This window comes from Phenylobacterium sp., from assembly GCF_004297125.1.
Taxonomy (GTDB): domain Bacteria; phylum Pseudomonadota; class Alphaproteobacteria; order Caulobacterales; family Caulobacteraceae; genus Phenylobacterium.
In genome coordinates this window covers 157593-179499 of record NZ_SCVD01000019.1, presented here as the reverse complement: position 1 = coordinate 179499, position 21907 = coordinate 157593, and the positions used below count along the sequence as shown (strand labels likewise).

Here is a 21907-nt window from a genome sequence, read left to right as displayed (position 1 = left end):
AAGGGAGAACGACCGCCATGCTGATTGCCCACGTCCTCGCGCAGGCGGCGCTGGCGGCTGCGCCGCAACAGGGGGTGATCAGCTATCCGCCCTCCTTCTTCGCCGCCTTCCAGCCGGCCAACGCCTCGGAGATGATCCCCCGCATCCCCGGGTTCACGCTCGACAGCGGCGACGAGGTGCGCGGCTACGAGGGGTCGGCGGGCAACGTGCTGATTGACGGCGAACGTCCGGCCACCAAGTCCGAGGACCTGGAGCAGGTGCTGCGCCGGATTCCGGCCAGTCGCATCGAACGCATCGACCTGATCCGTGGCGGCGCGCCGGGCGTCGACATGCAGGGCAAGTCGGTGATCGCCAACATCATCCGCAAGCCCGGCGGCGGCTTCCGCGGCGTGGCCGCGGCCGCCGTCAACAATTCCTGGGACGGGCGCCACATGCCCAGCCTGCGCCTGGAAGGCTCCGGCGACATAGGCCCGCGCAAGTGGGAGCTGGGCCTCCTGGGCGGCGGCTTCATCGACGATGGCGACGCCGACGGCCGGGGCGTACGGATCTCGCCCACCGGCCGCGTCACGCCCATCGGCATCGACGCCGAGAGCGACGGCCTGAACGGCCAGCTCACCGGCGTCTACGAGACCCCGATCCTGGGCGGCAAGGCCCGCCTGAACGGCCGGCTGTTCAGCGAGAAGTACAAGGCCGAGGACAACAGCGAGGTCCTGGGCCCGGTCGCCACCTTCGAGCAGAACGTCGACCACGTCCGCACCGACGACACCGAGATCGGCGGTACGTTCACCCGCCGGTTCGGCGACAAGACGACCCTGGAGATCGTGGGCCTGCGCCAGACCCGCAACCAGGCCATCGACTCCGACTTCAGCAACGGCGTCACCAGCGCCTTCGCGCTCCGCCGGGAGTCCAGCGAGACCATCGGCCGGACGGTGCTGAAGCACCGCGCCACGGACCGCCTCTCGTTCGAGGCCGGCGGCGAGTACGCGGTCAACAAGCTGGACAGCGCCACGCGGCTCTCGTCCAACGGCCGTCCCGTCCTGCTGCCGGCCGCCGACGTCGAGGTCCAGGAGGACCGCACGGAGCTCTTCGCCAAGGGTGTCTGGCGGCCGACCGACCAATGGACCCTGGACGCCACGCTCCGCTACGAGAGCTCCGACATCTCGTCCGAGGGCGACGTCGTGCTGGGCAAGACCCTGCGCTACCTGAAGCCGCGGCTGGCGGTGACCTGGGTCCCGATGGCCTCGACCCAGGTGCGCCTGCGGGTCGAGCGCGAGGTGGGCCAGCTCGACTTCGACGACTTCGTCGCGGACGCCAACTTCAGCGACTCCAGCGGCGTCTCCGCCGGCAATCCCGACCTGAACCCGGAACAGGCCTGGGTCGGCGAGGCGGCCGTCGAGCACCGGTTCTGGGGTGCGGGTTCGGCCACCCTGTCGTTCCGCCACTACGAACTGAAGGACGTGGTCGACCGTGGACCCGTCTTCGCCCCGAACGGCGATGTGTTCGACCGGCCGGAAAACATCGGCGACGGGACCAAGGACGAGCTGGCGTTCCAGCTCAGCCTCCCGCTGGCCCGGTTGGGCCTCCCCGGCGCGACCCTGAAGGGCGAGGTCACCAAGAGCTGGTCCAGCGTCGAGGACCCGACCACGGGCCGCAGCCGCGAGATCTCCGAGCTTCGGCCGGTGGACTGGGAGGCCAGCTACACACACGACATCCCGGCCTGGAAGATGACCTACGGCGTCGACGGCTTCGGCGGCTGGCGCGAGACCTCCTACAGCTTCAACCGGGTGCGGACGACCAAGCTGCGGACCTTCGTTCGGCCGTTCGTCGAGTATCGCCCGCGGCCGGACGTCAACATGCGGCTGGAGCTGCCGAACGTCACCGCGCGGGGCCTGAAGCGCACGGTCCTGACCTATCCGGGGCCGCGCGACGCCGGCGGCGCGCCCTCGCTGGACGACCGCGAGTACTCGCCGGGCCAGATGGTCTACTTCCGCATCCGCAAGACCCTGGGCGGTTAGGTCCTCTAGATCCGCGCCGCCTGCTGCTCGCCGTCCACGGTGGGCGTGATCAGCGCCGGCTCGACCGGCGGCTGGTCCGCGCCGTGCGCCCAGCCCTTGATCAGGAAGCTGAGCCCCACGAACACCACGCCACAGGTCACGCCGGCCCAGCCCAGCTTGTTGAAGCCGTCCATGGACGTCGCGAAGGCCAGCGAGGAATCCAGCACCTGGCCGCCCACAGTCTCGGCGCCCATCAGGCCGGCGATCCTGCCGCCGACGAACTGGGCGATGGAGGAGGCCAGGAACCAGACCGCCATCATGAACGACACCACCCTGGCGACGCTGAGCTTGGTGATCTGCGACAGGCCCACCGGCGACAGGAAGAGCTCGCCGGTCGTGTGCAGCATGTAGAGCAGGCCCAGCATGTAGAGCGGCATCTTGTATTCGACCGCCAGCCCTTGCGTCCAAACCACCACCAGGAAGCCCAGGCCCACCTGCAGCAGGCCATAGCCGAAGGTCAGGGTCGGGTTCGGCATTCGTCGCCGCGCCCCCAGATAGGTCCACATCGCCGCGAAGATCGGCGCGAAGATCAGGATGAAGCCGGCGTTGAACGACTGCGTCTGAGCGGCGTCGATCCCCATAAGGTCGACGTTGCGCGCGGCGAACAGGTTCAGCGACGTGCCGGCCTGTTCGAACAGGGTGAAGAACACCACCGAACCGAACACCAGCACCATGGCCAGCATCATCCGCTCGCGCTCGACCTTGTCGCACTGGGTGATGAGAAAGAAGAGGATGAAGGCCAGGGCCGCGATGATCGAGATCCCCAGCGCCCAGCCGACCAGCTGGTTGCTCTGCACCAGGACCCACACCGGGATCACGCCCAGCACGCCGCCCAGGTAGATCAGCCATTCGCGGGTGATCGGTCCGGCGATCTTGCGCGAGAGCAGTTCCGGGTTCGGCGGTTCGCCCTTGCCCAGCAGGTGCTTCTTGCCCAGCACGAAGACGACGAAGCCGGCCGCCATCCCGACGCCGGCGAGGCCGAAGCCCGCCCACCAGCCGAAGTCCGCCCCCAGCCAGCCGCACAGCACCGAGGCCCAGAACGCCCCGAGATTGATGCCGTAGTAGTAGAGGGTGAAGCCGGAATCCCGCCGGGGGTCGCCGGTGGGGTAGAGCTGGCCCACGATGGTCGAGATGTTGGGCTTCAGGAAGCCGACGCCCATGATGATCAGCGAGACCGCCAGGTAGAACGCGTTCTTGCCGAACGGGTCGACCACCTTCTTCAGCTCGTAGGAGCCCTTCGGCATCACGGTCGGCAGCGGACCGCCGGGCGCCATGTTCTTGATCTCGAGGCCGCCCTCGGCGGTCGCCGCGAACTCGTGCGGCTGGCCGCCCACCATCACGCGGACCTGGCGCTGTTCCATGCGCCCCTCGATGGCGACCTCGTAGCTTTGGCCGGCGTAGACCAGCGTCTGCCGCGCGGGCGTGCCTTCCACGGCCATCATGCCGTGCCCGGCGACGAGCAGCAGGGCGCCGAACGCCACCGCCTTGCGGGTGCCCAGCCAACGGTCGGCGAGCAGGCCCCCGATCAGCGGCAGGAGGTACACGAGCGAGGTGTAGGACCCGTACTGGGCGCCCGCCGTGCTGTCGTCGAACAGCAGGTGCTGGGTCAGGTAGAAGATCAGGATGCCGCGCATCCCGTAGTACGAGAACCGCTCCCACATCTCGGCGAAGAACAGGATGATCAGGCCGCGCGGATGGTGACGCAGCAGCTGGATCAACACGGGAATCCCGGTGACCAGGGTCACCACGATGCCGATCAGGATAATCATCATTTGGAGAGGGTTCCGCTTTCCCTAAGCTCGCGTGCGGACGACGCCCCCGTTCCCGCCACGCGTATTCCGTAGGGCACAAAACCACTTAGGTTCGCCCAGCACAAGCAAGCCCGCGCCCGATCGCGGCCCTGGCGCGATGAAATGCGGCCCCCATATCCCACGCAGCCCGAACGCCCGCAGCGCGTTCACTCCTGCGAGGAGGACGTCCCCATGAAGATTCCCGGCCCCGAGCATCCGATCTCCGTGACCCCCGCGGCCAAGCGCTGGCGGGCCAGGTTCCAGGGCCACGTGATCGCCGACAGCGCCGACGCCCTGGTGCTCAAGGAAGCGACCTATCCGCAGGTCGTCTACTTCCCGCGGGAGGACGTCTCGATGGAGTACATGTCCCGCACGACCCACTCCACCCACTGCCCCTACAAGGGCGACGCCAGCTACTACACCCTGCTGATGGACGGTCATTTCGCGGAGAACGCGGTCTGGACCTACGAAACGCCCTTCCCCGCCATGACGGCGATTGCGAACTACGTGGCGTTCTATCCGAACCACGTTGAGGTCTACGAGATCGAGGACGCGGCGGTGAACCCGCATCACGTCGACGCCGATGTCGACCAGACCGTCCTGCACACCGACGCCGGCGACGGCACGACCCAGCGCGAACACTGGCCGGCCAACGCGAACGTCCCCGGGGCCGAGGGCGGGGTCCGCTAGGCTCTACGCCGGAACGGCCTGGGCCTGCGCCAGCGCCCCGCCGGTGTAGGCCAGCTCGGTCGTGACCTCGCGCACGCACCACGGCGGAATCTCGACGGCCATGGCGGCCATCCGGTTGGTGGCCTCGCACTCGGCGGTGATCAGCCCTTCCAGCGGGCCCTCGAACACGTCGACGACGAAGCCGCCCACCTTGTGCCGGCGCTTGGAAATCCGCGCGCCGGGCAGCTTCGACAGCACCGCATATTCGTCGGCGTCGAGGTAGAGGTTGGTCATCGGCCCGATCAGCGGCGTCTCCGGCGCGTACTTCTTGGCCAGCTTGAACTCCCGCTCGCCGGAGGCGTGGGTGATCGCCCGCAGGCGCAGCCGGCCGTCGGCGATGTAGAGGTCCTCGATCCGGCGCGCCTTCGATTCGTCCAGCTTGGGCATGGCGGCGGCGTCCACCAGGAAGCGGCGCTCGGCCACCCAGTGGGCATATTTCGGGAGCTTCGTCGGCATCTCAATCCTCGCGAGGTCCCGTCCGTAGGCGGTCACATTGAAATCTTCGAGACAACCCACCCTCGCGCGCCGACGGGCAGGCGCCGGTCACACTCCTAGTAAGCGAAATCCTCGAACACGTGGCTCACGTCGCCCTTCCAGCGGGTGTCGTAGAGCTCCAGCAGCCGTTCGGCCGGCGTCACGCCGGTGTCGGCGATGTGCTCCAGCTCGGCCAGGTAGCCGGTCTCGTCGACCATTCCGCCCGAGAGCCGGTTGCGGTTCTTCAGGCCCGAGCGGGCGATGGCCACCATGTCCTTGGCCACGTCCTGCACCTTCCGCCCGGCGATCTCGGCCTGCAGCCCACGGCGGGCCACGTCGGCGCGCAGGCGCTCGTGGTCCTCGATCTTCCAGTCCTTGCAGAGGTCCCAGGCCGCGGCCAGCGCCTGGCCGTCGTAGAAGATCCCCGTCCACAACGCCGGCAGCGCACAGAGCCGGCTCCACGGCCCGGCGTCGGCGCCGCGCATCTCCAGGTACTTCTTGAGCCGCACCTCGGGGAAGATGGTGGTGGTGTGGTCCGCCCAGTCCTTGATGGTCGGCCGCTGGCCCGGGAGCTCCGCCAGCTTGCCGTCCATGAAATCGACGAACGAACGCCCGGCCACGTCGATGTAGCGGTCGCCGCGCTTGACGAAATACATCGGCACCTGGAGCGCGTAGCGGGCGTACGCCTCGAACCCGAAACCGTCCTGGAACACGAAGTCCAGCATGCCGGTGCGGTCGGGATCGGTGTCGGTCCACACGTTGGCGCGCGCCGAGACGAAGCCCGACGGCCTGCCCTCGATGAACGGCGAATTGGCGAACAGCGCGGTGGCGATCGGCTGCAGGGCGAGCGAGGTGCGGAACTTCGCCACCATGTCGGCCTCGGACCCGAAGTCGAGGTTGGCCTGCACCGTGCAGGTGCGGAACATCATGTCCAGGCCGAGATTGCCCACCTTGGGCATGTACTCGCGCATGATCTTGTAGCGGCCCTTGGGCATCACCGGGATCTCGGAGCGCTTCCACAGCGGCGTGAAGCCCAGGCCCAGAAAGCCCAGGCCCAGCTCGTCGGCGACCTGCTTGACCTCCTCCAGGTGCTGGCCGGTCTCCTCGCAGATGTCGTGCATGGTCTCGAGCGGGGCGCCCGACAGCTCGAACTGGCCGCCCGGCTCCAGGCTGACGTTGGCCAGGCCGCGCTCCAGGGCGATCACGTTCTCGCCCTCCATCACCGGCTTCCAGCCGAAGCGGGTCAAGCCGTCCAGCAGGGCCCGGATGCCGTTCGGCTCGTAGGGCACGGGCGTATGGTCGCCCAGGCGGAAGACGAACTTCTCGTGCTCGGCGCCGACGCGCCACTCGCTCGCCGGCTTGGCCCCCTCGGCCATCCAGCGAACCAGATCTTCGAACACCAGGGGTCGATCGTCGCAGGCGACCTCGGCCATGAATTCCTCCCCGGCCTCGACGCCGCCGCGCTGGGTGAGGTCCCGCGCGGTCGCGTCTTTACGCCGTCAGGATAGGTGGGCGCAATTCCGTCAAGCTCAAGGGTGGGGTGTCATGAGCGCCGGGCGCAGCGTAGGCTGGACCCGTTCGCACAGCCGGGAGGGCCTATGGACGCCGAGAACGTCAAGGAGGCCGTGCCCTTCTTCCGCATCGCCGACATGAAGACCTCGCTGGCCTTCTACGTCGACGGCCTGGGTTTCACGATCGACAAGCGCTGGGACGACCGGGGGGTCCTTCGCTGGGTTTCGCTGAAGCTGGGCGGGGCCTCGCTGACGCTCCAGCAGTTCCGCCCCAAGGGCCAGGACGCCTGGGTTCCCGACGGCAAGGTCGGCGAGGGCGTCAGCATCTTCTTCAGGTGCGAGGACGCCATCGCCATCTGGCGCGACGCCGTCGCCAAGGGCCTGGACGCCTCGACGCCGGAGGTGGGCAACGGCATGTGGGTCACCGGCCTGGACGACCCCGACGGCTACCGCCTGGAGTTCGAAAGCGCCACCGATGCGCCCGAGGACAGCGTCTTCGAGGAAGACTAGGTCCAATCTCCCACCGCGGCCTGCCACAGCGTCAGCGCGCTGATGGCCGCCGTGTCGGCGCGCAGGATGCGCGGGCCCAGCGAGGCGGGCACGGCGTAGGGCAGCGCCCGCAGCGTCTCCCGCTCCTTGGACGAGAACCCGCCCTCCGGCCCGATCAGGATCGCCCACGGCCCGGCGGCCTTCACTGCGCCCAGCACCGGCGCCGCGTCGCCGGCCTCGTCGCAGAACAGGAGCTGGCGGCTGACGTCCCATTTCGCCAGCAGCTTCTCCAGCTTCACCGGTTCCAGCACCTGCGGCACGTCCAGCCGGCCGGTCTGTTCGGAGGCCTCAACGGCGATGGCCTGCAGCCGGTCGACGCGGGTGTGGTCGGCGTTGGTCCGCTCGGTCACGACCGGCTGCACGCGCCGCGCGCCCAGCTCGGCCGCCTTCTCGACGATGGTCTCCAGCCGCGCCCGCTTCACCAGGGCGATGACCAGGTCGAGGTCCGGGCCGGTCTCCTGCGAACGGGTCCGGGACAGCGCCGTCAGGCTCACGGCCCTCTTGCCCACCTTGGCCACGGTCGCCCGCCACTCCCCGTCGCGGCCGTTGAACACCGCCACCTCGTCGCCAACCGCCTGGCGCATGACGGCGGCCAGGTAGCGGCTCTGGCCCTCGTCGAGGTCGAGCGAGGCGCCGGGGCTCAGGTCATGCGGAATGAACAGGCGGATCATGCGCGCGTTCTAGCGCTCACCCCCGCATCAGGCATAGGTTCGACGCATGGCCAAGGACGACGACCACGATCTCGAGCTGCGCCAGCTGGCGCTGGTGCGATGGCAGCAGGCCGCCATGGAGAGCGAAGAGAAGGTGTTGATCATCTTCGAGGGCCGCGACGCCGCTGGCAAGGACGGGGCGATCCGGGTGCTGACCGAGCACCTGTCGGTGCGCAACACCCGCGTGGTGGCCCTGGCGAAGCCCTCCGATCGGGCCCGCAGCCTGTGGTTCTTCCAGCGCTATGTCGTCCACCTGCCGGCCTGCGGCGAGACGGTGATCTTCAACCGGTCCTGGTACAACCGCGGCGGCGTCGAGCGCGTCATGGGCTTCTCGACCGCCGAGGAGCAGGAGATCTTCCTGCGCGATGTCCCGGCCTTCGAGGCCATGCTGCTGGAAAGCGGCATGAAGATCGTCAAGCTGTGGCTGGACGTCTCCAAGCCGGAGCAGGCCAAGCGCCTTAAGGAGCGCCACACCGACCCGCTGAAGATCCTGAAGTCGTCGCCCCTCGACGACGCCGCGCAGTCCCGCTGGGACGCCTACACCGAGGCCCGCGACGAGATGCTGCGGCGGACATCCACGCCCGCGGCCCCGTGGATCTGCGTCCGCTCCGACCACAAGAAGGCGGCGCGCCTCGCGATCCTCAGCCACCTGGTCAATGTCCTGACGCCGAAGAAGCTCGCTCGCGAGGTCCCCGATCCCGACCCCGAGGTGCTTTTCCCGTTCGAGATTTCCGCCCTGACCGACGGGCGCCTGGCCCGCTGACGGTCCTGCGACCTCGGGCCGCAGGCTCTACCGGAAGTTTCCGTCTGCGTTCTCGCGCCTTTCGAGAGCACCCCCCTCGGCGTTAACCATAGATTCACCATGATTGTTCGTCGTTCGTTCCATCGTTAGGCTCGTCCCTTCGACTCAGGGACAACCATGACACGCGACACTCTCACCGCCGGCGAAGCCCGCCGCATCGCGCTGGCCGCGCAAGGCTTCGGCGCCTCTCGCGACGGTCCGGTCGGGCGTCGCCAGCTGGTGAAGCTGGTCGAGCGGCTGGGCGTCATCCAGATCGACTCGGTCAACGTCGTCTCGCGCACCCACTACCTCCCGGCCTTCTCCCGCCTGGGCGCCTATCCGCGTGACCTGCTGGAGGACATCGCCTGGGGCAAGAAGCGGCCGCTGTTCGAGTACTGGGCGCACGAGGCCTCGCTGCTGCCGCTCAGCGCCCAGCCCCTGTTGCGCTGGAGGATGGACGACGCGCAGGCGGGCGTCGGCACCTGGAAGGGCATCGCCAAGTTCCTGCGCGAGCGGCGCGAGTTCCTCGACCGCGTGCTGGACGAGATCGCCGCGCGTGGCCCGATTTCGGCCTCCGAGCTGGAGATGGGCCATAAGGGCCAGGGCGGCTGGTGGGGCTGGAGCGAGGCCAAGCGCGCCGTCGAGTGCCTGTTCTGGGCGGGCGAACTGACCACCGCCACCCGGCGCGGGACGTTCGAGCGGGTCTATGGCCTGCCGGACAAGGTGCTGCCCAAGACCGTCCGGGAGACGCCCACCCCGCCCCGTGACGAGGCCCAGCGCCAGCTCCTGACGATCGCCGCCCGGGCCATGGGCGTCGCCACGGAACGCGACCTGCGCGACTACTTCCGCATGGGCGTCGGGGAGACCCGCGCCCGCCTGGGCGAGCTCGTGGAGACCGGCGCGCTGGCGCCGATCAAGGTCAAGGGCTGGCGCGAGCCGGCCTACCTCGACCCGGCGGCCCGCCGCCCGCGGAAGATCGACCACACCGCCCTGCTGTCGCCCTTCGACAACCTGATCTGGTTCCGGGAACGCACCGAGCGGATGTTCGGCGTGCGGATCCGGCTCGAGATCTACACCCCCGCCGACAAGCGCACCCACGGCTACTACGTCCTGCCCTTCCTCGAAGGCGACGCGCTGACCGCCCGCGTCGACCTCAAGGCCGACCGCAAGGCCGGCGTCCTGATCGTCCAAGCCTCCCACGCCGAGCCGTGGGCCAGTGACGACACGCCGGTGAAGCTGGCTCAGGAGCTGAAGCGGATGGCCGGATGGCTGGGCTTGGAGACCGTGCGGGTCGAGAAGAAGGGCGATCTGTCAGGGGCTCTGGCCGATGCGCTGTAGCTCGCTCCTCCCCCGCTCCGAAGAGCGCGGGGGAGGTGGCGCGCGGCGCAGCCGCGCGACGGAGGGGGCGCAAAGCGACCGCACGACGCCATGAGAGCGCCAACCCAAACCCACGACCGCGCGCGAAGGTTACGATCCGAGCTCTCCCTTCCCGAGAAGCTGCTTTGGGTCCGCCTCCGCCGCCGCGACCCCGATCGCCCGACCTTCCGCCGCCAGCACCCTGTCGGTCCCTACGTCCTCGACTTCTACTGTTCCGACGCCCGTCTCTGCATCGAGATCGACGGCGCGATGCACTACGTCGGCGACCGCCCCGAGCGGGACGCGCGACGGGATGCCTGGCTCAGGGAACAGGGGATCGAAGTCGTCCGGATCCCCGCGTCGTCGGTGCTGCAGGATCCGGAGGACGTCACCGACTGGGTTCGCAGTCTTGCGTTCGAGAGGCAGGGCGCGAATCGGCAAGTCTGACGATGGGGCTCTACGCCCCCTCCGTCTCGCCGCTCCGCGCCGAGCCACCTCCCCCGTCGTCTTCGCGACGGGGGAGGAGCGATCATCCCCGCTCCTCCCCGCACCTCCCCCGCAAGGCGGGGGAGGTGCGGGGAGGAGCCGCGTGACGGAGGGGGCAGCCTATTCCTCCTCGTCCTCGTCCGGCAGGTCGACCACCAGGGCCGGCTTGCCCTGGTGCATCAGCTCCCCGTTCGGGCCCTTGTTGCCCAGCCAGTCGTCCATGATCCCCGCCGGCACGGTGTGCGGCGCTTCCGTGGGTTTCTCGGTCATGCGGCGGCTCCTCTTCGCAGAGAGGAACCGCCGCCCAAGGCCAAGGTTCCGGCCTAAGCCGCCCCCTCGGTCACCGCGTGCAGGCGGGCATAGGCCCCGCCCTTCTGCACCAGCTCGGCGTGGCGGCCCTCCTCGACGATCCGGCCCTGGTCGAAGACCAGGATGCGGTCGGCGCCGCGGATGGTGGACAGGCGGTGGGCGATGACAATGGTCGTGCGGCCCACCATCAGCTCCTCCATCGCCGCCTGAACCTGGCGCTCGGTCTCCACGTCCAGCGACGAGGTGGCCTCGTCCAGCACCAGGATCGGCGCGTCCGCGAGAAACGCCCGGGCGATGGCCACCCGCTGCCGCTCGCCGCCCGACAGCTTCACGCCGCGCTCGCCGACCAGGGTCTCGTAGCCCCTGGGCAGGCGAGCGATGAAGTCGTGGGCCCGCGCCCGCCGCGCCGCCAGCGCGATCTCCTCCGCCGTGGCCTGGGGCCGGGCGTAGGAGATGTTCTCGGCGATCGTCCGGTGGAACAGAGCCGGGTCCTGCGGCACCACGGCGATGGCCCGCCTGAGCGACCCTTGGGTCACCTTCGAGATGTCCTGGCCGTCGATCAGGATCCGCCCGTCGTTCACGTCGTAGAGCCGCTGCAGCAACTTCACGAACGTCGACTTGCCGGAGCCCGTCGGCCCCACCAGCGCCACCCGCTCGCCGGGGGCGATGATCAAGGTGAAGTCCTGGTAGAGCGGCTCCTCCGCCGACTTGTAGCGGAAAGTCACCCGGTCGAAGGCGATCTCGCCGAGTTCGCCCCGGAACGCCGGCGCGGCGGCGTGGTCGGCCACCTGCGGGTCCGAGATCGCGAAGGCGGCCACGTCCTCAACGTCGTCCAGGCCCTTCTGCATCATGCGGATGTTCTCGCCGATGTTGCGCAGGTAGCCGCTCATCAGCAGGAACGAGGTCACCGCGAAGGCCACGTCGCCCGCGCTGGCCTGCCCCTGAGTCCACAGCCGTATCAGGAGGCCCGTCAGGCCCGCCTGCAGGACCACCAGCAGCATGTTCTGGATCAGCCAGACGTCGATGAACCGTGTCCAGGTGACCAGGGTCGCCCGCCGCCAGGTGGCCGTGATCCCACCGATCCGCCCCTCCTCGCGCGGCTCCGCGCCGAACGCCTTCACCGTGGGGTTCGACGAGATGGAGTCGGCCAGCGCCCCGCCGATCCGGGTGTCCAGCGCCACCGACTTCAGGTTCGCCGGCCGCACGTACTTCACGGTCAGGATCAGGTTCGAGGCGATGTAGAGCACCACCACGGCCATGGAGAACAGGCCCACGCTCGGCCAGCGCGCCACCATGGTCGCCGACAGCCCCAGCAGCACCACCAGCGCCGGGCCCAACCACAGGACCACGGCGTCCGACACCATGTCGTAGCCCCACATGGCGCGCGACAGCTTGCGCACGGTGGAGCCCGCGAAGTGGTCGGCGTGCCAATCCGCCGAGAAGGCCTGCACGCGCTGGAAGCCCTCGTCGGTCATCTCCTTCATGTTGCCGGCGGCCAGCGGGTTCCAGAACCGGAAGGCCAGGTTCCGGACCAGCGAGAAGGCCAGGTAGACGCCCACGAAGATGGCCCAGGCGCGCCAGGCCTCAGGCGGCTCGCGCGGCGTCGCGGCCACCACGTCCACCAGCCGGCCCGCGGCCCAGGGCAGCATAAGGTCGAAGGCGATGGCGACCAGCATCAGGCCCACCGCCGCCCAGAACAGCGCGGGCCGGCGCAGCCAGAAGCCGCCGATGAAGCGCAGCACCTGGGCGTTCGAGAGCACCCGCTTGGTCTTGGTCTCTTCGTCGTCCTCGTAGTGTTCGGTCATGGCAGGTCTCAGGTACGGGCGCCGGGACCGGGACTCCTGACAGGAGCGCGCGCCGGTCCGGCGCGGAAAGCAGGAATGGATTGGGCGGGGCTTCGGAGCGGAAGCGCTCGGAGGGCCACGGGCGCACGGGATCGCTTCGCGAGGGCGGCCAGTCAGGCCGCGCAGCGAAGCGGATCGGGCGAGTTACCGGTGTTTGTGCGGCGGCGGCCCGAAGCGCGCGGGGAAGATCGTCGTTGCGACAGCTGTCATTCTGACGGACCTCCCTCAAGAGCCTCGAAGCCCTGGAAGCTAGGCAAGGTCGCGGAGAGGGTCAAGGAAGGCGGCGGCGAAGGTTAACGCCGGTTGCGCTGAGCGGCATTTCGGCAACACCGCATCGTCTGCTAAGCCGCCCCGATGACGTCCGCCGCACCCCTGCCCGACGCTGCGCCCACCAACTGGGTGGATCGCTATGCGCCCGCCGGTCTGCGGCCCTGGCTGAAGCTGGGGCGGTTCGACCGGCCGGCGGGGATCTGGCTGCTGATGCTGCCGGGGTGGCAGGGGATCGCGCTGGCGGGCGCCGTCAGGGGACAGTGGCCCGACCCGTGGCTGATGCTGCTGGTCTTCGTCGGCGCGGCGCTGATGCGGGCGGCGGGCTGCGCCTACAACGACATCGTCGACCGGGACATCGACGCCAAGGTGGCCCGCACCGCCGGCCGCCCGATCCCCGCCGGCCAGATCACTGTCCGGCAGGCCTGGGCGTTCCTGGTCGGCTGCAGCCTGGTCTCGTTCCTGATCCTGATCACCCTGCCGCCGCTGGCCATCGGCCTGGGCGTGGCGTCGCTGGGCCTGGTCGCCGCCTATCCGTTCATGAAGCGGATCACCTGGTGGCCGCAGGCGTGGCTGGGCCTGACGTTCAACTGGGGCGCCCTGCTGGGCTATGCGGCGGTGACCAACGAGATCTCGGCGCCGGCTCTGCTGCTCTACGCCTCCGGCGTCGCCTGGACCCTGGGCTACGACACCATCTACGCGATCCAGGACCTGGAGGACGATGCGCTGGCGGGGGTGAAGTCCTCGGCGCGGCGGCTCGGCGACAAGGCCCCGCGCGCGGTCGCGGCCTTCTACCTGGCGACCATCGCCCTGGCCTTCGCCGCGGGTGTGCTGGGCCGCCTGGGTCCCGGCTTCTCGATCCTGCTGCTGGCCTTCGCGGTCCACCTGGGCCTGCAGGCGCGGCGCGTGCGGGTGGACGACCCAGGGCTCGCGCTGAAGCTCTTCAAGTCCAACGCGGTCGCCGGCCTGATCCTGGCCGCCGCCGTGGCCGCGGGCGTCCTCTAGGAGCCCTGGTCCGGCTTCGGCGGCTTGGTCTGCGCCGCCCACTTGGGCAGGGCGTGGCGCTTGCGCTTGCGTGGCCCGAACAGCGCCGCCAGCCCGCCGACCGGGCCGTCCTTCTTGCCCAGCAGGGCTTCGATCACAGTCATGGTCCCACCACTCTCTCGTATGGGCCCAGGTTGCTCCGCGACTGTGGCGACCTGGTTATCGCGGGGCGCGGCCGACGTGGTTTCGGGGGCGGCAAAAGCGCGCAGGTTGCATCCGGGTCGCGCGGAAGTTGGCTCCTTCGGCGCGACGCCTTGACCCCGATTATTGTATGCCATACAAATATCCCATGGCGGACGTGCGATCCCTGGCTGCAGCGCGCACCCTGCGCGAACCGGGCAAGCGGATGCGCTCGCGGCTGCTCGATGCGGCGGTAGGGCTGTTCAAGGCCAAGGGCTCGGCCGGCGTCGCGGTGGCCGAAATCGCCGCCGCCGCGGGAGCCTACCCCAGCCAGGTCACCTACTACTTCCGCACCAAGGAGGCCCTGTTCGTCGAGGCCGCCTGCCGCGAGGTGCTCTATGTGGCGCGCCAGGCCGAGGTCGCGGCGGCCGGCGCCCGGAGCGGCTCGGACTACAACCGCCGCCTGGTCGAGACTGTGATCGGCTCTCCGGGCCTGGCGCTGTTCGTGGAAGCCCTGTCGCTGACCCGCCGCCGCCAGGATCTCGCGCCCCTGGTCGAACGCACCTTCGAGCGGCTGCACGCCGAGGGCGATCGGGCCTATGCCGAGACCCGTAAGAGCCGCGGCTGGGCCGGCGGCGAGGACGCCGCCACCACCGCCCGGCGGTTCTGGACCCTGGCCCTGGGCGTCGCCCTGCGCGAGGGCGCCACCGAGGCCACCGTCGCCGAGGCCGTCGAAGAGATGATCGCCCTGCTGCGCCACCAACCCGCCCGCAAAGCCGGAGCCGCCTGATGCCCGCCGCCGCCCGTGTCGCTCCGAAGGACTATTTCACGCCGCAGGAGTGGGCGCCGCTGGCGAAGAAGTCCGCGTGGAAGGGCCCCGCCCTGGTCGCCCACGGCTGGATCGTCATCGGCCTGGCCGCGGCCATGGCCATGGCGTTCCCGATCACCGTGCCCGTCGCGGTGATGATCATCGGCGCGCGCCAACTGGGCCTGGCGATCCTGATGCACGACGCTGCCCACGGCGCCCTGCACCCGAACCTCAAGGTCAACGACTTCCTGGGCGACAACCTCACGCCGGGCGGCCTGGTCGCCTATCGCACCTATCACCTGGGCCATCACAGGTTCGCCCAGCAGGCCGAGGATCCCGACCTGGGCCTGTCGGCCCCGTTCCCGATCACCCGCCTGTCGCTGCGCCGCAAGATCGTCCGCGATCTGACCGGCCAGACCTATTACAAGCAGCGCTGGGCGGGGCTGGTGAAGCGACTGCGCGAACGCAAGCCCGGCGAGCCCCTGCTGCCGATCCTGAAGGACGCCGTGGTGTCGCGGAAGCGGTTCCTGACCGGCATGGTCGTGACTGTCGCCGTCACCGCGCCCTTCGGCTTCTGGTGGGCCTGGCCCGTCCTGTGGCTCCTGCCCCAGGCGACCTGGCTGCCGATGATCACCCGCCTGCGCAACATCGCCGAGCACGCCTGCGTGGCCAAGGACGAGCCCGACCCGCTGCGCCACGCCCGCACGACCCGGGCCAACCTCCTGGAGCGGATTTTCCTCGCGCCCTACTACGTGAACTACCACTGCGAGCATCACATGTTCATGCATGTGCCCTGCTACAACCTGCCCCGCACCCATCGCCTGCTGAAGGCCAAGGGGGTGATGCCCGGCATGCTCACCGCGCCCAGCTACCTGGACGTGCTGCGGCAGGCGTCGAGCAAGCCCGCCAGGCAGGACCGGGGCGGCGGCGCCACGCCGGAGGAACGCGGCGTGGTGAAGGCGGTCATTCAGTAAGCCGCTTCGGCGCGGCCAGTCGCCAGCTGGTCAGCAGCCGGGCCTCGACGAGGCCCCAGTCCGGCTCGGACAGGCTGACCGCGATCCAACCCGACGGATAGAGATAGGCTGGCCGGCTGTAGGTCTCCGGATCGACCTCCAGCAGCAACTCCTGCTCGTCGCGGCCCGTCGTCTTCACGCAGACCACGGTCATGCCGTCGCCGTGGTGGTCGTGCCGGAAGTAGGCGAACATCTTGCCGGCCACCGAAAAGGCCGGGATGCCGTGGCTGATCTTCTCGCCCGTCTCGGGCAGCGCCAGGCAGGCGGTGCGTAGGCGGGTTTCGACGGCGTCGGGGTCGGCGGCGAGCATGGCGTCGAGCTTCGCCGATCTTCCCTTCGAAGCCTAGGCGGCTTTCCCTTCGAAGGCCTCCACCAGGGCCGCGTGCAGCTGGTCGATCATGATCGGCTTGGGCACCACCCCGTCCATGCCGGCCGCCTCGTACTCGCTGACCTGGGCCGGCAGGGCGTTGGCGGTCAGGGCCACGATGCGGGTGGGGCTGAGGCCTTGTTCGGCCTCGATGCGGCGGATGTCGCGGGTGGCGGTGACGCCGTCGCGCACCGGCATCTGGATGTCCATGAGCACCAGGTCCCAGTCGCCGCGGCCCCAGGCCTCCACGGCGGCGCGCCCGTCGGGCACCACGGTCGGATCGACGCCCAGGGCGTTCAGCACGGTGCGCACGACCCGCTGGTTCGTCTCGTTGTCCTCGGCCACCAGCACCCGCAGGTCGGCGACATGGGTTCCCGCGGCGGACGCCTCGGCGCCCGGCGCCCCGCGTTCCAGCGGCAGCCAGATCGTGAAGACGCTGCCGTGGCCCACCTCGCTCTGCGCCTCCAGGGTTCCGCCCATCAGCCCGGCCAGGCGGCGGCAGATCGACAGGCCCAGGCCCGCGCCGCCGAAACGGCGGGTGGCCTCGCCCTCGCCCTGGGTGAACGTCTCGAAGAGCCGCGGCAGCACGTCGGGCGCGATGCCGATCCCGCTGTCGGTCACCGAGATGACCAGGCCGCCCTCGCCCTCGGCGCGCACCTGCACTTGGCCCGCGGCGGTGAACTTCAGCGCGTTGGCCACCAGGTTGTACAGCACCTGCCGCAGGCGGGTGGCGTCGCCGATCCACGCGCCGGCGGCGGTCGCGTCGATCTCGACCTCCAGCTCCAGCCCCTTCGACTCGGCGAGGGTCACCGCCGTCTCGCAGGCCTGGCGGATCACCGCCTCCAGCTCGAACGGCGCCGCCTCGATGCTCACCGTGCCGGCGTCCATGTCGGCCAGGTCCAGCACGTCGTTCAGCACGGTCAGCAGCGCCGTGCCCGAGCTCAGGATCACCTCCACCCGCTCGCGTTGGCCGGCGGACAGGTCGTCGAGCAGCAGCGCCTGGGTCATCCCCAGCACACCGTTGAGGGGCGTGCGCAGCTCATGGCCCATGTTGGCCAGGAACTGCGACTTCATCCGGTTGGCCCGTTCGGCCTCGTCGCAGGCGTCGGACGCCTCCTGGATCGCGCCGCGCAGGTCGCAGTCGTAGTCCTGCAGGCCGCCCAGCAGGCGGTTGAAGCTGCGGGTGAGCCGGCCCACCTCGTCGTCCCGGGCGACGGGCAGGCGGGCGCTGAAGTCGCGCGAGGCCGCCACCGTTTCCATCGCCTCGTCCAGCGCCCGCAGCGGCGCCAGGGCCGTGCGGGCCAGCCGGCGCGCCACCAGCCCCGCCCCCAGGGTCGCCAGCAGCGACAGCCCCAGCGCGATCGAGATGTTGGACAGCCTCTCCATCAGCACTTCGCGGTCGTCGACCCAGAGCACCACCTCGCCCACCCGACGCCCGGCCACGTAGTGCGGCGCGCGCACCTCCAGGCCGCCGGCCCGGAAGTGGGTCTGCACGGATTTCACGCCCTTGAAGTTCAGCCGGGCCGCCAGGCCGGCGGCCTTGCCGAACTGCACGCGGCGGCCGGAGAGATCCGAATAGGCCGCGGCCACGGCGTTCCCGCTGGAGTCCAGCAGGCGCGACGCCATCATCGAAGCCTCGGCGTCGCCGGAGGTCAGGCCCTTGTGGGCCGCCGCGCCGATCGCCTGGGCCAGCTGCGTCGAGTCCTTCGCCAACTCGGCGCGGTCGGCGTCCCAGTTCTTGTACTGGTAGACCGAGAACGCGGCCATCAGGGCCACGACGGTCGACATCAGGGCGATCGCGACGACACGGGCCTCCAGGCCGCCGCCCACCGCTCCCGCCGTTCGCGCTTCTGCGCGGTTGAACAAGCCCATACCGCCAGCCCCTCGGGCAGCCCCCGTCGAGCTTCACCGTTCTCAGGCAAACCTTAATCGCCGGCAAATTGTGGGAATCTCTGTTGCTCCGGATCGCGGGTGCGGCGAGGAGTCGCGGATGATCCCCCAAACGCCGGAGGCCCGCCGCGGCTTCATCCTCGAACACACGCGCCTGCAGCGCCCGCCGCACACGCCTGAGCTCCAGCTCCACCTGGCCGACGAGATCACGCCCATCTGGCGGATGACCGAAGAGGCGCTCTCCGAGATCGGCCTGCCGCCGCCGTTCTGGGCCTTCGCCTGGGCGGGCGGCCAGGCGCTGGCCCGCTACCTGCTGGACAACCCTCAGGTCGTGGCCGGCAAGGCCGTGGTCGATTTCGCCTCCGGCTCGGGCCTGGTGGCGATCGCGGCGAGGCGGGCCGGCGCGGCGCGCGTGCTGGCCGCCGACATCGACGTCTTCTGCGGCGCGGCCCTGGAGCTGAACGCCGCCGCCAACGCCGTCGACGTCGACTTCACCGGCGAGAATCTGCTGGACGCCCCGCCGCCCGCCTGGGCCCAGGTCATCCTGGCCGGCGACATCTGCTACGAGAAGCCGCTCGCCGAGCGGGTGATGACCTGGCTGGCCGCCGCGCGCGCCGCCGGCGCCACGGTGCTGATCGGCGATCCCGGCCGCAGCTATTTCCCCCGCTCGGGCCTGACCAAGCTGGCCGAGTATCAGGTCCAGACGACCCGGGAGCTGGAGGACATGGAGGTCAAGAAGACCTGCGTCTGGACTCTGCCGTGACGTCGGTCTAGCGTGGAACAAACAAGGAACTTTCTGATGCGCGAAGACGGCAAGGTCGACTATGTGGAACTGCCCGGCGGCGACCTGGGTGCGGTGAAGGCCTTCTATGGCGCGGCCTTCGGCTGGTCGTTCACCGACTACGGCCCCGAGTACGCAGCGTTCAACGAAGGCCTCGACGGCGGATTCCACACCGGCCAGGACGACGCGGTCCAGAAGCCGCTGGTGATCCTCTATGCCAACCACCTGGAGGCGATGGAGGCCAAGGTCCGCGCCGCCGGCGGAACCATCACCAAGCCGATCTTCAGCTTCCCCGGCGGCCGCAGGTTCCACTTCGCCGACCCGGCGGGGAACGAGATGGCGGTGTGGAGCGAGGGTTGATTGCAACCTAGACTGGCTGCATCGGATTCGGGCTAAGGGGAAACGATGAGGGTTGCTGGGTGGACGGTTGCGGCCATTGCCGTGGGCCTTTGTATGGCAGAAGGCGCGTTCGCGGCCCCTGCATTCGTTTTGCCGCCGCCGGTGCAGGTTGCGCCGCTACCCGCGAATTCGCCGGCCCAATCGGTGTCATTCGTGCGCGGCGCCTTCCAGATCAGCGAAGGCGCGACATGGGCCTATGAAGGCACGAGCACACTAACTTGCTCGCTCGCGCCCAGCGCGATTTTGCTGCCACGTCCTGTGAAATGGAAAGCCGCCGACTGGGAGCTTGAGAGCGCTCGTATGGCATCGGTGTTTCGAGAGGAAGCTACTCGCGCAGGCTTCCTCCGCGGTTCAACCGTGAACCTCTTCGACAGCGGGCCCAGCGGTGACCGATATCAGGTTGCTGCGCTCATCACGGCCATGGATGGCCGGTTTTGCGGCTCATATGAGTATCGGCCGGTTCCGTATAACGGCCGCATGCGAATGTCCGTGGAGTGGCAGGTGTTCGACACCCTCGCTCGGCAGGTCGTGAAGCGCGTTCCGACCGAGGCGGGGGGCGAAGAACGCAAGGTGCTGGAGGACGGCATCGAACGCGTCTTCTTTGCCGCCTTCCGCGAAAACGTGAAAGCTCTCCTGGCTTCGGAGGAGTTCCGGGCACTGATCACCAGCGCGCCTGGCACGGCGCCAACGGTCACCGCCCTATCGCCGCTCCCGTTCCGCCCGGCTGCTGTCGCGAAGCGGCCGATCGCCAGCGCGGCCGAAGCGGTCGCGTCGGTCTTCACCGGCGATGGTCTGGGCAGTGGGTTCCTGATCTCGAGCGACGGCTACCTTCTGACCAACCACCACGTCGTCGGGCGGGCGAAGTACGTGAAGGTGCGCTGGAGCGACGGAGCCGAAACCGTCGGTGAGGTGCTGCGCTCTGACGCGCGCCGCGATGTGGCGATCATCAAGGCGGATCCCGGTCACCGTACGCCGCTGGCCCTCAGCGAGACGCCGGCCGGACTGGGCGAGGCCGTGTTCGCGATCGGAACCCCCCTGGACGCCAAGTTCCAGGGTTCTGTCACAAAGGGCGTCGTCTCCGCGACCCGGACCTACGAAGGCCTGCCGTATATCCAGAGTGACGTGACGATCAATGGCGGCAACAGCGGCGGGCCCCTGATCGACGAGGCGGGCAGCGTCCTCGGGATGACCGTCTCCGGCATGGACATCAGCGGCGCCCCCGTCGGCATCAACCTGTTCATCCCCATCGCCGACGCGCTGAAGGCGCTGGCGCTCACGCCCGCGTCCTAGCGCCTACGCCCTCGGCAGGGCCTGCAGGATCGCCCGGCTGATGGCCGCGTAGTCGCGGTCGAAGTGGTGGCCGCCGCGCAGTTCCACCCGCCGGATCAGGGCCGGCGGGAGGCCGGGGCAGATCGAGCGGGTCTCGCGGCTGCCGTAGATGCAGACCATGGGCGCCCCCCGAAGAGCCGCCACCGCGGGCGCGACGGCGTAGGCGTCCCGCCCGGCCATGTTCAGCCAGCTTCCCGGATGCACCTGCAGCTCGCCCCGCGGCTCCAGGCCCACCAGCGCCACCAGCCGGACCCGCGCGCGCAGGTCCGCCGGCAGGAACGGGACGATCTTCGGCAGGGCGTCCGCGCCGAAGGAATAGCCGACCAGGATCACCCGCCGCTTGCCCCACGCCGCCATGTAGCGGCGCAGCGACGCCGCGAGGTCGGCCGCCGCGTCCTGGGGCGTGCGGGCCGTCCGGAAGTAGCGCAGCGAGCTGTAACCGACCACCGGCGTGCCGGCCCGCACGAGGCCGTCGGTCAGGCCCCGGTCGATCGCCGCCCAGCCGCCGTCGCCGGAATAGATCACCGCCAGGGTGTCGCCGCCGCCCGCCGCTGGCGTCACGGCCGCGGGCAGGCGGTCGTCCTGGCGCCACAGCCAACCCCCGGACGCCGCGGCGGCGAGCGCGAGCGCCGCCACGAGCGCCAGCAACAGGCGCAAGGGGGTCCGGCGGCCGGGGGGTGCGCGAAGGGTGACGACGCTCATCCCGCAACCCTAGGCGCGACAAGCCGTACGGAACCTCTCGCCAACCTCAAAAGCCTGTAAGGCGCCGCCGCGGCGGTCTAGAAGCGCGTGGCCTCGGGCGTGCTGGCGACGCGGTTGCAGATCCCGCTGAAGGTTCCGAAGGTGACGGCGCCCGTGCGGCGGTCGACGTTCAGCTTGTAGCGGTCGATCCGCGAGAAGTTGGCGCGGCCCAGGATCGTGAACTTGTCCACGGACGTGTCCGTCAACGCATACCAGCCGTCCGCGGCGCGCTTGGCGTAGACCGGCACCGTGAGCTCCGGCGGCCGGACGCGGACCTTGCCGCCCTCCAGCACGATGACCAGTTGCGCCGGCTGGCGGCCTTCGCGGTAGCCGCCGCCCAGGCCGTAGCCGCGATTCCAGCCCATGGGCGCCAGCACCGCCACCTCGGTTCCCTGGCAAAGCAGGGTCAGGGCGTCGCCGTCCGGCGCCGCCTGCGCGGCCGCCGCGCCGGCGACCAGCGCCGCCGCCAGTCCAGTAACGATCGATCCGCGCACAGCCTGCCCTCCACCCGAGTCGCCGATCCTAACGGGGGGCGACCGGTGCGAGAAGTGCGCT

At 69.8% G+C, this 21907-nt stretch carries 23 protein-coding genes; 12 read left to right on the top strand and 11 right to left on the bottom strand.

What is annotated here, in order from left to right:
* Positions 1 to 17: 17 nt before the first annotated feature.
* Positions 18 to 2015, top strand: coding sequence for a TonB-dependent receptor plug domain-containing protein (locus tag EPO51_RS09170; protein ID WP_293349094.1), 1998 nt, complete (start codon positions 18 to 20; stop codon positions 2013 to 2015).
* A gap of 5 nt (positions 2016 to 2020) precedes the next feature.
* On the opposite strand, the gene EPO51_RS09165 is transcribed toward EPO51_RS09170, so the two are convergent.
* The gene (locus EPO51_RS09165) at positions 2021 to 3826 is read right to left on the bottom strand and encodes a peptide MFS transporter (protein WP_293349091.1); all 1806 of its coding nucleotides are present in this window, start codon (positions 3824 to 3826) and stop codon (positions 2021 to 2023) included.
* A gap of 210 nt (positions 3827 to 4036) precedes the next feature.
* On the opposite strand from EPO51_RS09165, the gene EPO51_RS09160 reads away from it, so the two are divergent.
* Positions 4037 to 4534 carry a DUF427 domain-containing protein gene (locus tag EPO51_RS09160; RefSeq protein WP_293349088.1) on the top strand — a complete coding sequence of 166 codons (498 nt, stop codon included), beginning with the start codon at positions 4037 to 4039 and terminating at the stop codon, positions 4532 to 4534.
* Positions 4535 to 4537: 3 nt separating this feature from the next.
* Here EPO51_RS09160 and EPO51_RS09155 read toward each other — a convergent pair whose 3' ends face one another.
* Positions 4538 to 5029 carry a CYTH domain-containing protein gene (locus EPO51_RS09155; protein ID WP_293349085.1) on the bottom strand — a complete coding sequence of 164 codons (492 nt, stop codon included), beginning with the start codon at positions 5027 to 5029 and terminating at the stop codon, positions 4538 to 4540.
* A gap of 95 nt (positions 5030 to 5124) precedes the next feature.
* Positions 5125 to 6480: a glutamate--cysteine ligase gene (locus EPO51_RS09150; RefSeq protein WP_293349082.1), complete on the bottom strand. Its 1356-nt coding sequence runs from the start codon at positions 6478 to 6480 to the stop codon at positions 5125 to 5127.
* Between the two features lie 165 nt (positions 6481 to 6645).
* Here EPO51_RS09150 and EPO51_RS09145 point away from each other — a divergent pair, with 165 nt between their 5' ends.
* Complete coding sequence (locus EPO51_RS09145; protein ID WP_293349080.1) at positions 6646 to 7068, top strand: VOC family protein; 423 nt, start codon at positions 6646 to 6648, stop codon at positions 7066 to 7068.
* Here the strand turns inward: EPO51_RS09145 and EPO51_RS09140 are convergent.
* Positions 7065 to 7778, bottom strand: a complete 714-nt coding sequence (locus EPO51_RS09140) for a 16S rRNA (uracil(1498)-N(3))-methyltransferase (protein ID WP_293349077.1) — start codon at positions 7776 to 7778, stop codon at positions 7065 to 7067. The two genes, EPO51_RS09145 and EPO51_RS09140, sit on opposite strands and share 4 nt — an antisense overlap.
* A gap of 46 nt (positions 7779 to 7824) precedes the next feature.
* Here EPO51_RS09140 and EPO51_RS09135 point away from each other — a divergent pair, with 46 nt between their 5' ends.
* The 3 genes from EPO51_RS09135 to EPO51_RS09125 all read left to right on the top strand — a co-directional run bounded on the left by EPO51_RS09135 (position 7825) and on the right by EPO51_RS09125 (position 10401).
* Positions 7825 to 8580, top strand: coding sequence for a polyphosphate kinase 2 family protein (locus EPO51_RS09135; protein WP_293349074.1), 756 nt, complete (start codon positions 7825 to 7827; stop codon positions 8578 to 8580).
* A gap of 156 nt (positions 8581 to 8736) precedes the next feature.
* Positions 8737 to 9936 carry a winged helix-turn-helix domain-containing protein gene (locus EPO51_RS09130; RefSeq protein WP_293349071.1) on the top strand — a complete coding sequence of 400 codons (1200 nt, stop codon included), beginning with the start codon at positions 8737 to 8739 and terminating at the stop codon, positions 9934 to 9936.
* Positions 9937 to 10026: 90 nt separating this feature from the next.
* Positions 10027 to 10401 carry an endonuclease domain-containing protein gene (locus EPO51_RS09125; RefSeq protein WP_293349068.1) on the top strand — a complete coding sequence of 125 codons (375 nt, stop codon included), beginning with the start codon at positions 10027 to 10029 and terminating at the stop codon, positions 10399 to 10401.
* A gap of 159 nt (positions 10402 to 10560) precedes the next feature.
* On the opposite strand, the gene EPO51_RS09120 is transcribed toward EPO51_RS09125, so the two are convergent.
* Positions 10561 to 10710: a hypothetical protein gene (locus EPO51_RS09120; RefSeq protein WP_293349065.1), complete on the bottom strand. Its 150-nt coding sequence runs from the start codon at positions 10708 to 10710 to the stop codon at positions 10561 to 10563.
* A 53-nt stretch (positions 10711 to 10763) separates the two neighbouring features.
* Positions 10764 to 12554, bottom strand: a complete 1791-nt coding sequence (locus EPO51_RS09115; protein WP_293349062.1) for an ABC transporter ATP-binding protein — start codon at positions 12552 to 12554, stop codon at positions 10764 to 10766.
* Between the two features lie 393 nt (positions 12555 to 12947).
* On the opposite strand from EPO51_RS09115, the gene ubiA reads away from it, so the two are divergent.
* The gene (gene ubiA, locus EPO51_RS09110) at positions 12948 to 13865 is read left to right on the top strand and encodes a 4-hydroxybenzoate octaprenyltransferase (RefSeq protein WP_293349059.1); all 918 of its coding nucleotides are present in this window, start codon (positions 12948 to 12950) and stop codon (positions 13863 to 13865) included.
* Here the strand turns inward: ubiA and EPO51_RS09105 are convergent.
* Positions 13862 to 14008, bottom strand: coding sequence for a hypothetical protein (locus EPO51_RS09105; protein WP_293349056.1), 147 nt, complete (start codon positions 14006 to 14008; stop codon positions 13862 to 13864). The two genes, ubiA and EPO51_RS09105, sit on opposite strands and share 4 nt — an antisense overlap.
* Before the next feature lie 185 nt (positions 14009 to 14193).
* Here EPO51_RS09105 and EPO51_RS09100 point away from each other — a divergent pair, with 185 nt between their 5' ends.
* Positions 14194 to 14814, top strand: a complete 621-nt coding sequence (locus tag EPO51_RS09100) for a TetR/AcrR family transcriptional regulator C-terminal domain-containing protein (protein ID WP_293349053.1) — start codon at positions 14194 to 14196, stop codon at positions 14812 to 14814.
* The gene (locus EPO51_RS09095) at positions 14814 to 15806 is read left to right on the top strand and encodes a fatty acid desaturase family protein (protein WP_293349050.1); all 993 of its coding nucleotides are present in this window, start codon (positions 14814 to 14816) and stop codon (positions 15804 to 15806) included. The genes EPO51_RS09100 and EPO51_RS09095 overlap by 1 nt, the downstream gene beginning before the upstream one ends.
* Here the strand turns inward: EPO51_RS09095 and EPO51_RS09090 are convergent.
* Together EPO51_RS09090 and EPO51_RS09085 are read right to left on the bottom strand one after the other, a co-directional pair.
* Complete coding sequence (locus EPO51_RS09090) at positions 15796 to 16155, bottom strand: MmcQ/YjbR family DNA-binding protein (protein WP_293349047.1); 360 nt, start codon at positions 16153 to 16155, stop codon at positions 15796 to 15798. The two genes, EPO51_RS09095 and EPO51_RS09090, sit on opposite strands and share 11 nt — an antisense overlap.
* A 33-nt stretch (positions 16156 to 16188) precedes the next feature.
* Complete coding sequence (locus EPO51_RS09085; protein WP_293349044.1) at positions 16189 to 18084, bottom strand: ATP-binding response regulator; 1896 nt, start codon at positions 18082 to 18084, stop codon at positions 16189 to 16191.
* A 118-nt stretch (positions 18085 to 18202) separates the two neighbouring features.
* Between EPO51_RS09085 and EPO51_RS09080 the strand changes: the two genes are divergently transcribed.
* The 3 genes from EPO51_RS09080 to EPO51_RS09070 all read left to right on the top strand — a co-directional run bounded on the left by EPO51_RS09080 (position 18203) and on the right by EPO51_RS09070 (position 20572).
* A complete protein-coding gene (locus EPO51_RS09080; RefSeq protein ID WP_293349041.1) occupies positions 18203 to 18865 on the top strand; it encodes a class I SAM-dependent methyltransferase in 663 nt (220 codons plus the stop codon).
* A 36-nt stretch (positions 18866 to 18901) separates the two neighbouring features.
* Positions 18902 to 19243, top strand: coding sequence for a VOC family protein (locus EPO51_RS09075; protein ID WP_293349038.1), 342 nt, complete (start codon positions 18902 to 18904; stop codon positions 19241 to 19243).
* 93 nt (positions 19244 to 19336) lie between these two features.
* Positions 19337 to 20572 carry a S1C family serine protease gene (locus tag EPO51_RS09070; protein ID WP_293349035.1) on the top strand — a complete coding sequence of 412 codons (1236 nt, stop codon included), beginning with the start codon at positions 19337 to 19339 and terminating at the stop codon, positions 20570 to 20572.
* 3 nt (positions 20573 to 20575) lie between these two features.
* On the opposite strand, the gene EPO51_RS09065 is transcribed toward EPO51_RS09070, so the two are convergent.
* Positions 20576 to 21313 carry an AcvB/VirJ family lysyl-phosphatidylglycerol hydrolase gene (locus tag EPO51_RS09065; protein WP_293349032.1) on the bottom strand — a complete coding sequence of 246 codons (738 nt, stop codon included), beginning with the start codon at positions 21311 to 21313 and terminating at the stop codon, positions 20576 to 20578.
* 77 nt (positions 21314 to 21390) lie between these two features.
* Entirely contained in the window at positions 21391 to 21846 is a 456-nt protein-coding gene (locus EPO51_RS09060) for a hypothetical protein (protein ID WP_293349029.1), read from the bottom strand.
* Between the last annotated feature and the right edge of the window lie 61 nt (positions 21847 to 21907).

Coding starts and splice junctions, on each gene's coding strand:
- EPO51_RS09170 (WP_293349094.1), top strand. CDS start 18: ATGCTGATTGCCCACGTCCTCGCGCAGGCGGCGCTGGCGGCTGCGCCG.
- EPO51_RS09165 (WP_293349091.1), bottom strand. CDS start 3,826: ATGATGATTATCCTGATCGGCATCGTGGTGACCCTGGTCACCGGGATT.
- EPO51_RS09160 (WP_293349088.1), top strand. CDS start 4,037: ATGAAGATTCCCGGCCCCGAGCATCCGATCTCCGTGACCCCCGCGGCC.
- EPO51_RS09155 (WP_293349085.1), bottom strand. CDS start 5,029: ATGCCGACGAAGCTCCCGAAATATGCCCACTGGGTGGCCGAGCGCCGC.
- EPO51_RS09150 (WP_293349082.1), bottom strand. CDS start 6,480: ATGGCCGAGGTCGCCTGCGACGATCGACCCCTGGTGTTCGAAGATCTG.
- EPO51_RS09145 (WP_293349080.1), top strand. CDS start 6,646: ATGGACGCCGAGAACGTCAAGGAGGCCGTGCCCTTCTTCCGCATCGCC.
- EPO51_RS09140 (WP_293349077.1), bottom strand. CDS start 7,778: ATGATCCGCCTGTTCATTCCGCATGACCTGAGCCCCGGCGCCTCGCTC.
- EPO51_RS09135 (WP_293349074.1), top strand. CDS start 7,825: ATGGCCAAGGACGACGACCACGATCTCGAGCTGCGCCAGCTGGCGCTG.
- EPO51_RS09130 (WP_293349071.1), top strand. CDS start 8,737: ATGACACGCGACACTCTCACCGCCGGCGAAGCCCGCCGCATCGCGCTG.
- EPO51_RS09125 (WP_293349068.1), top strand. CDS start 10,027: ATGAGAGCGCCAACCCAAACCCACGACCGCGCGCGAAGGTTACGATCC.
- EPO51_RS09120 (WP_293349065.1), bottom strand. CDS start 10,710: ATGACCGAGAAACCCACGGAAGCGCCGCACACCGTGCCGGCGGGGATC.
- EPO51_RS09115 (WP_293349062.1), bottom strand. CDS start 12,554: ATGACCGAACACTACGAGGACGACGAAGAGACCAAGACCAAGCGGGTG.
- ubiA (WP_293349059.1), top strand. CDS start 12,948: ATGACGTCCGCCGCACCCCTGCCCGACGCTGCGCCCACCAACTGGGTG.
- EPO51_RS09105 (WP_293349056.1), bottom strand. CDS start 14,008: ATGACTGTGATCGAAGCCCTGCTGGGCAAGAAGGACGGCCCGGTCGGC.
- EPO51_RS09100 (WP_293349053.1), top strand. CDS start 14,194: ATGGCGGACGTGCGATCCCTGGCTGCAGCGCGCACCCTGCGCGAACCG.
- EPO51_RS09095 (WP_293349050.1), top strand. CDS start 14,814: ATGCCCGCCGCCGCCCGTGTCGCTCCGAAGGACTATTTCACGCCGCAG.
- EPO51_RS09090 (WP_293349047.1), bottom strand. CDS start 16,155: ATGCTCGCCGCCGACCCCGACGCCGTCGAAACCCGCCTACGCACCGCC.
- EPO51_RS09085 (WP_293349044.1), bottom strand. CDS start 18,084: ATGGGCTTGTTCAACCGCGCAGAAGCGCGAACGGCGGGAGCGGTGGGC.
- EPO51_RS09080 (WP_293349041.1), top strand. CDS start 18,203: ATGATCCCCCAAACGCCGGAGGCCCGCCGCGGCTTCATCCTCGAACAC.
- EPO51_RS09075 (WP_293349038.1), top strand. CDS start 18,902: ATGCGCGAAGACGGCAAGGTCGACTATGTGGAACTGCCCGGCGGCGAC.
- EPO51_RS09070 (WP_293349035.1), top strand. CDS start 19,337: ATGGCAGAAGGCGCGTTCGCGGCCCCTGCATTCGTTTTGCCGCCGCCG.
- EPO51_RS09065 (WP_293349032.1), bottom strand. CDS start 21,313: ATGAGCGTCGTCACCCTTCGCGCACCCCCCGGCCGCCGGACCCCCTTG.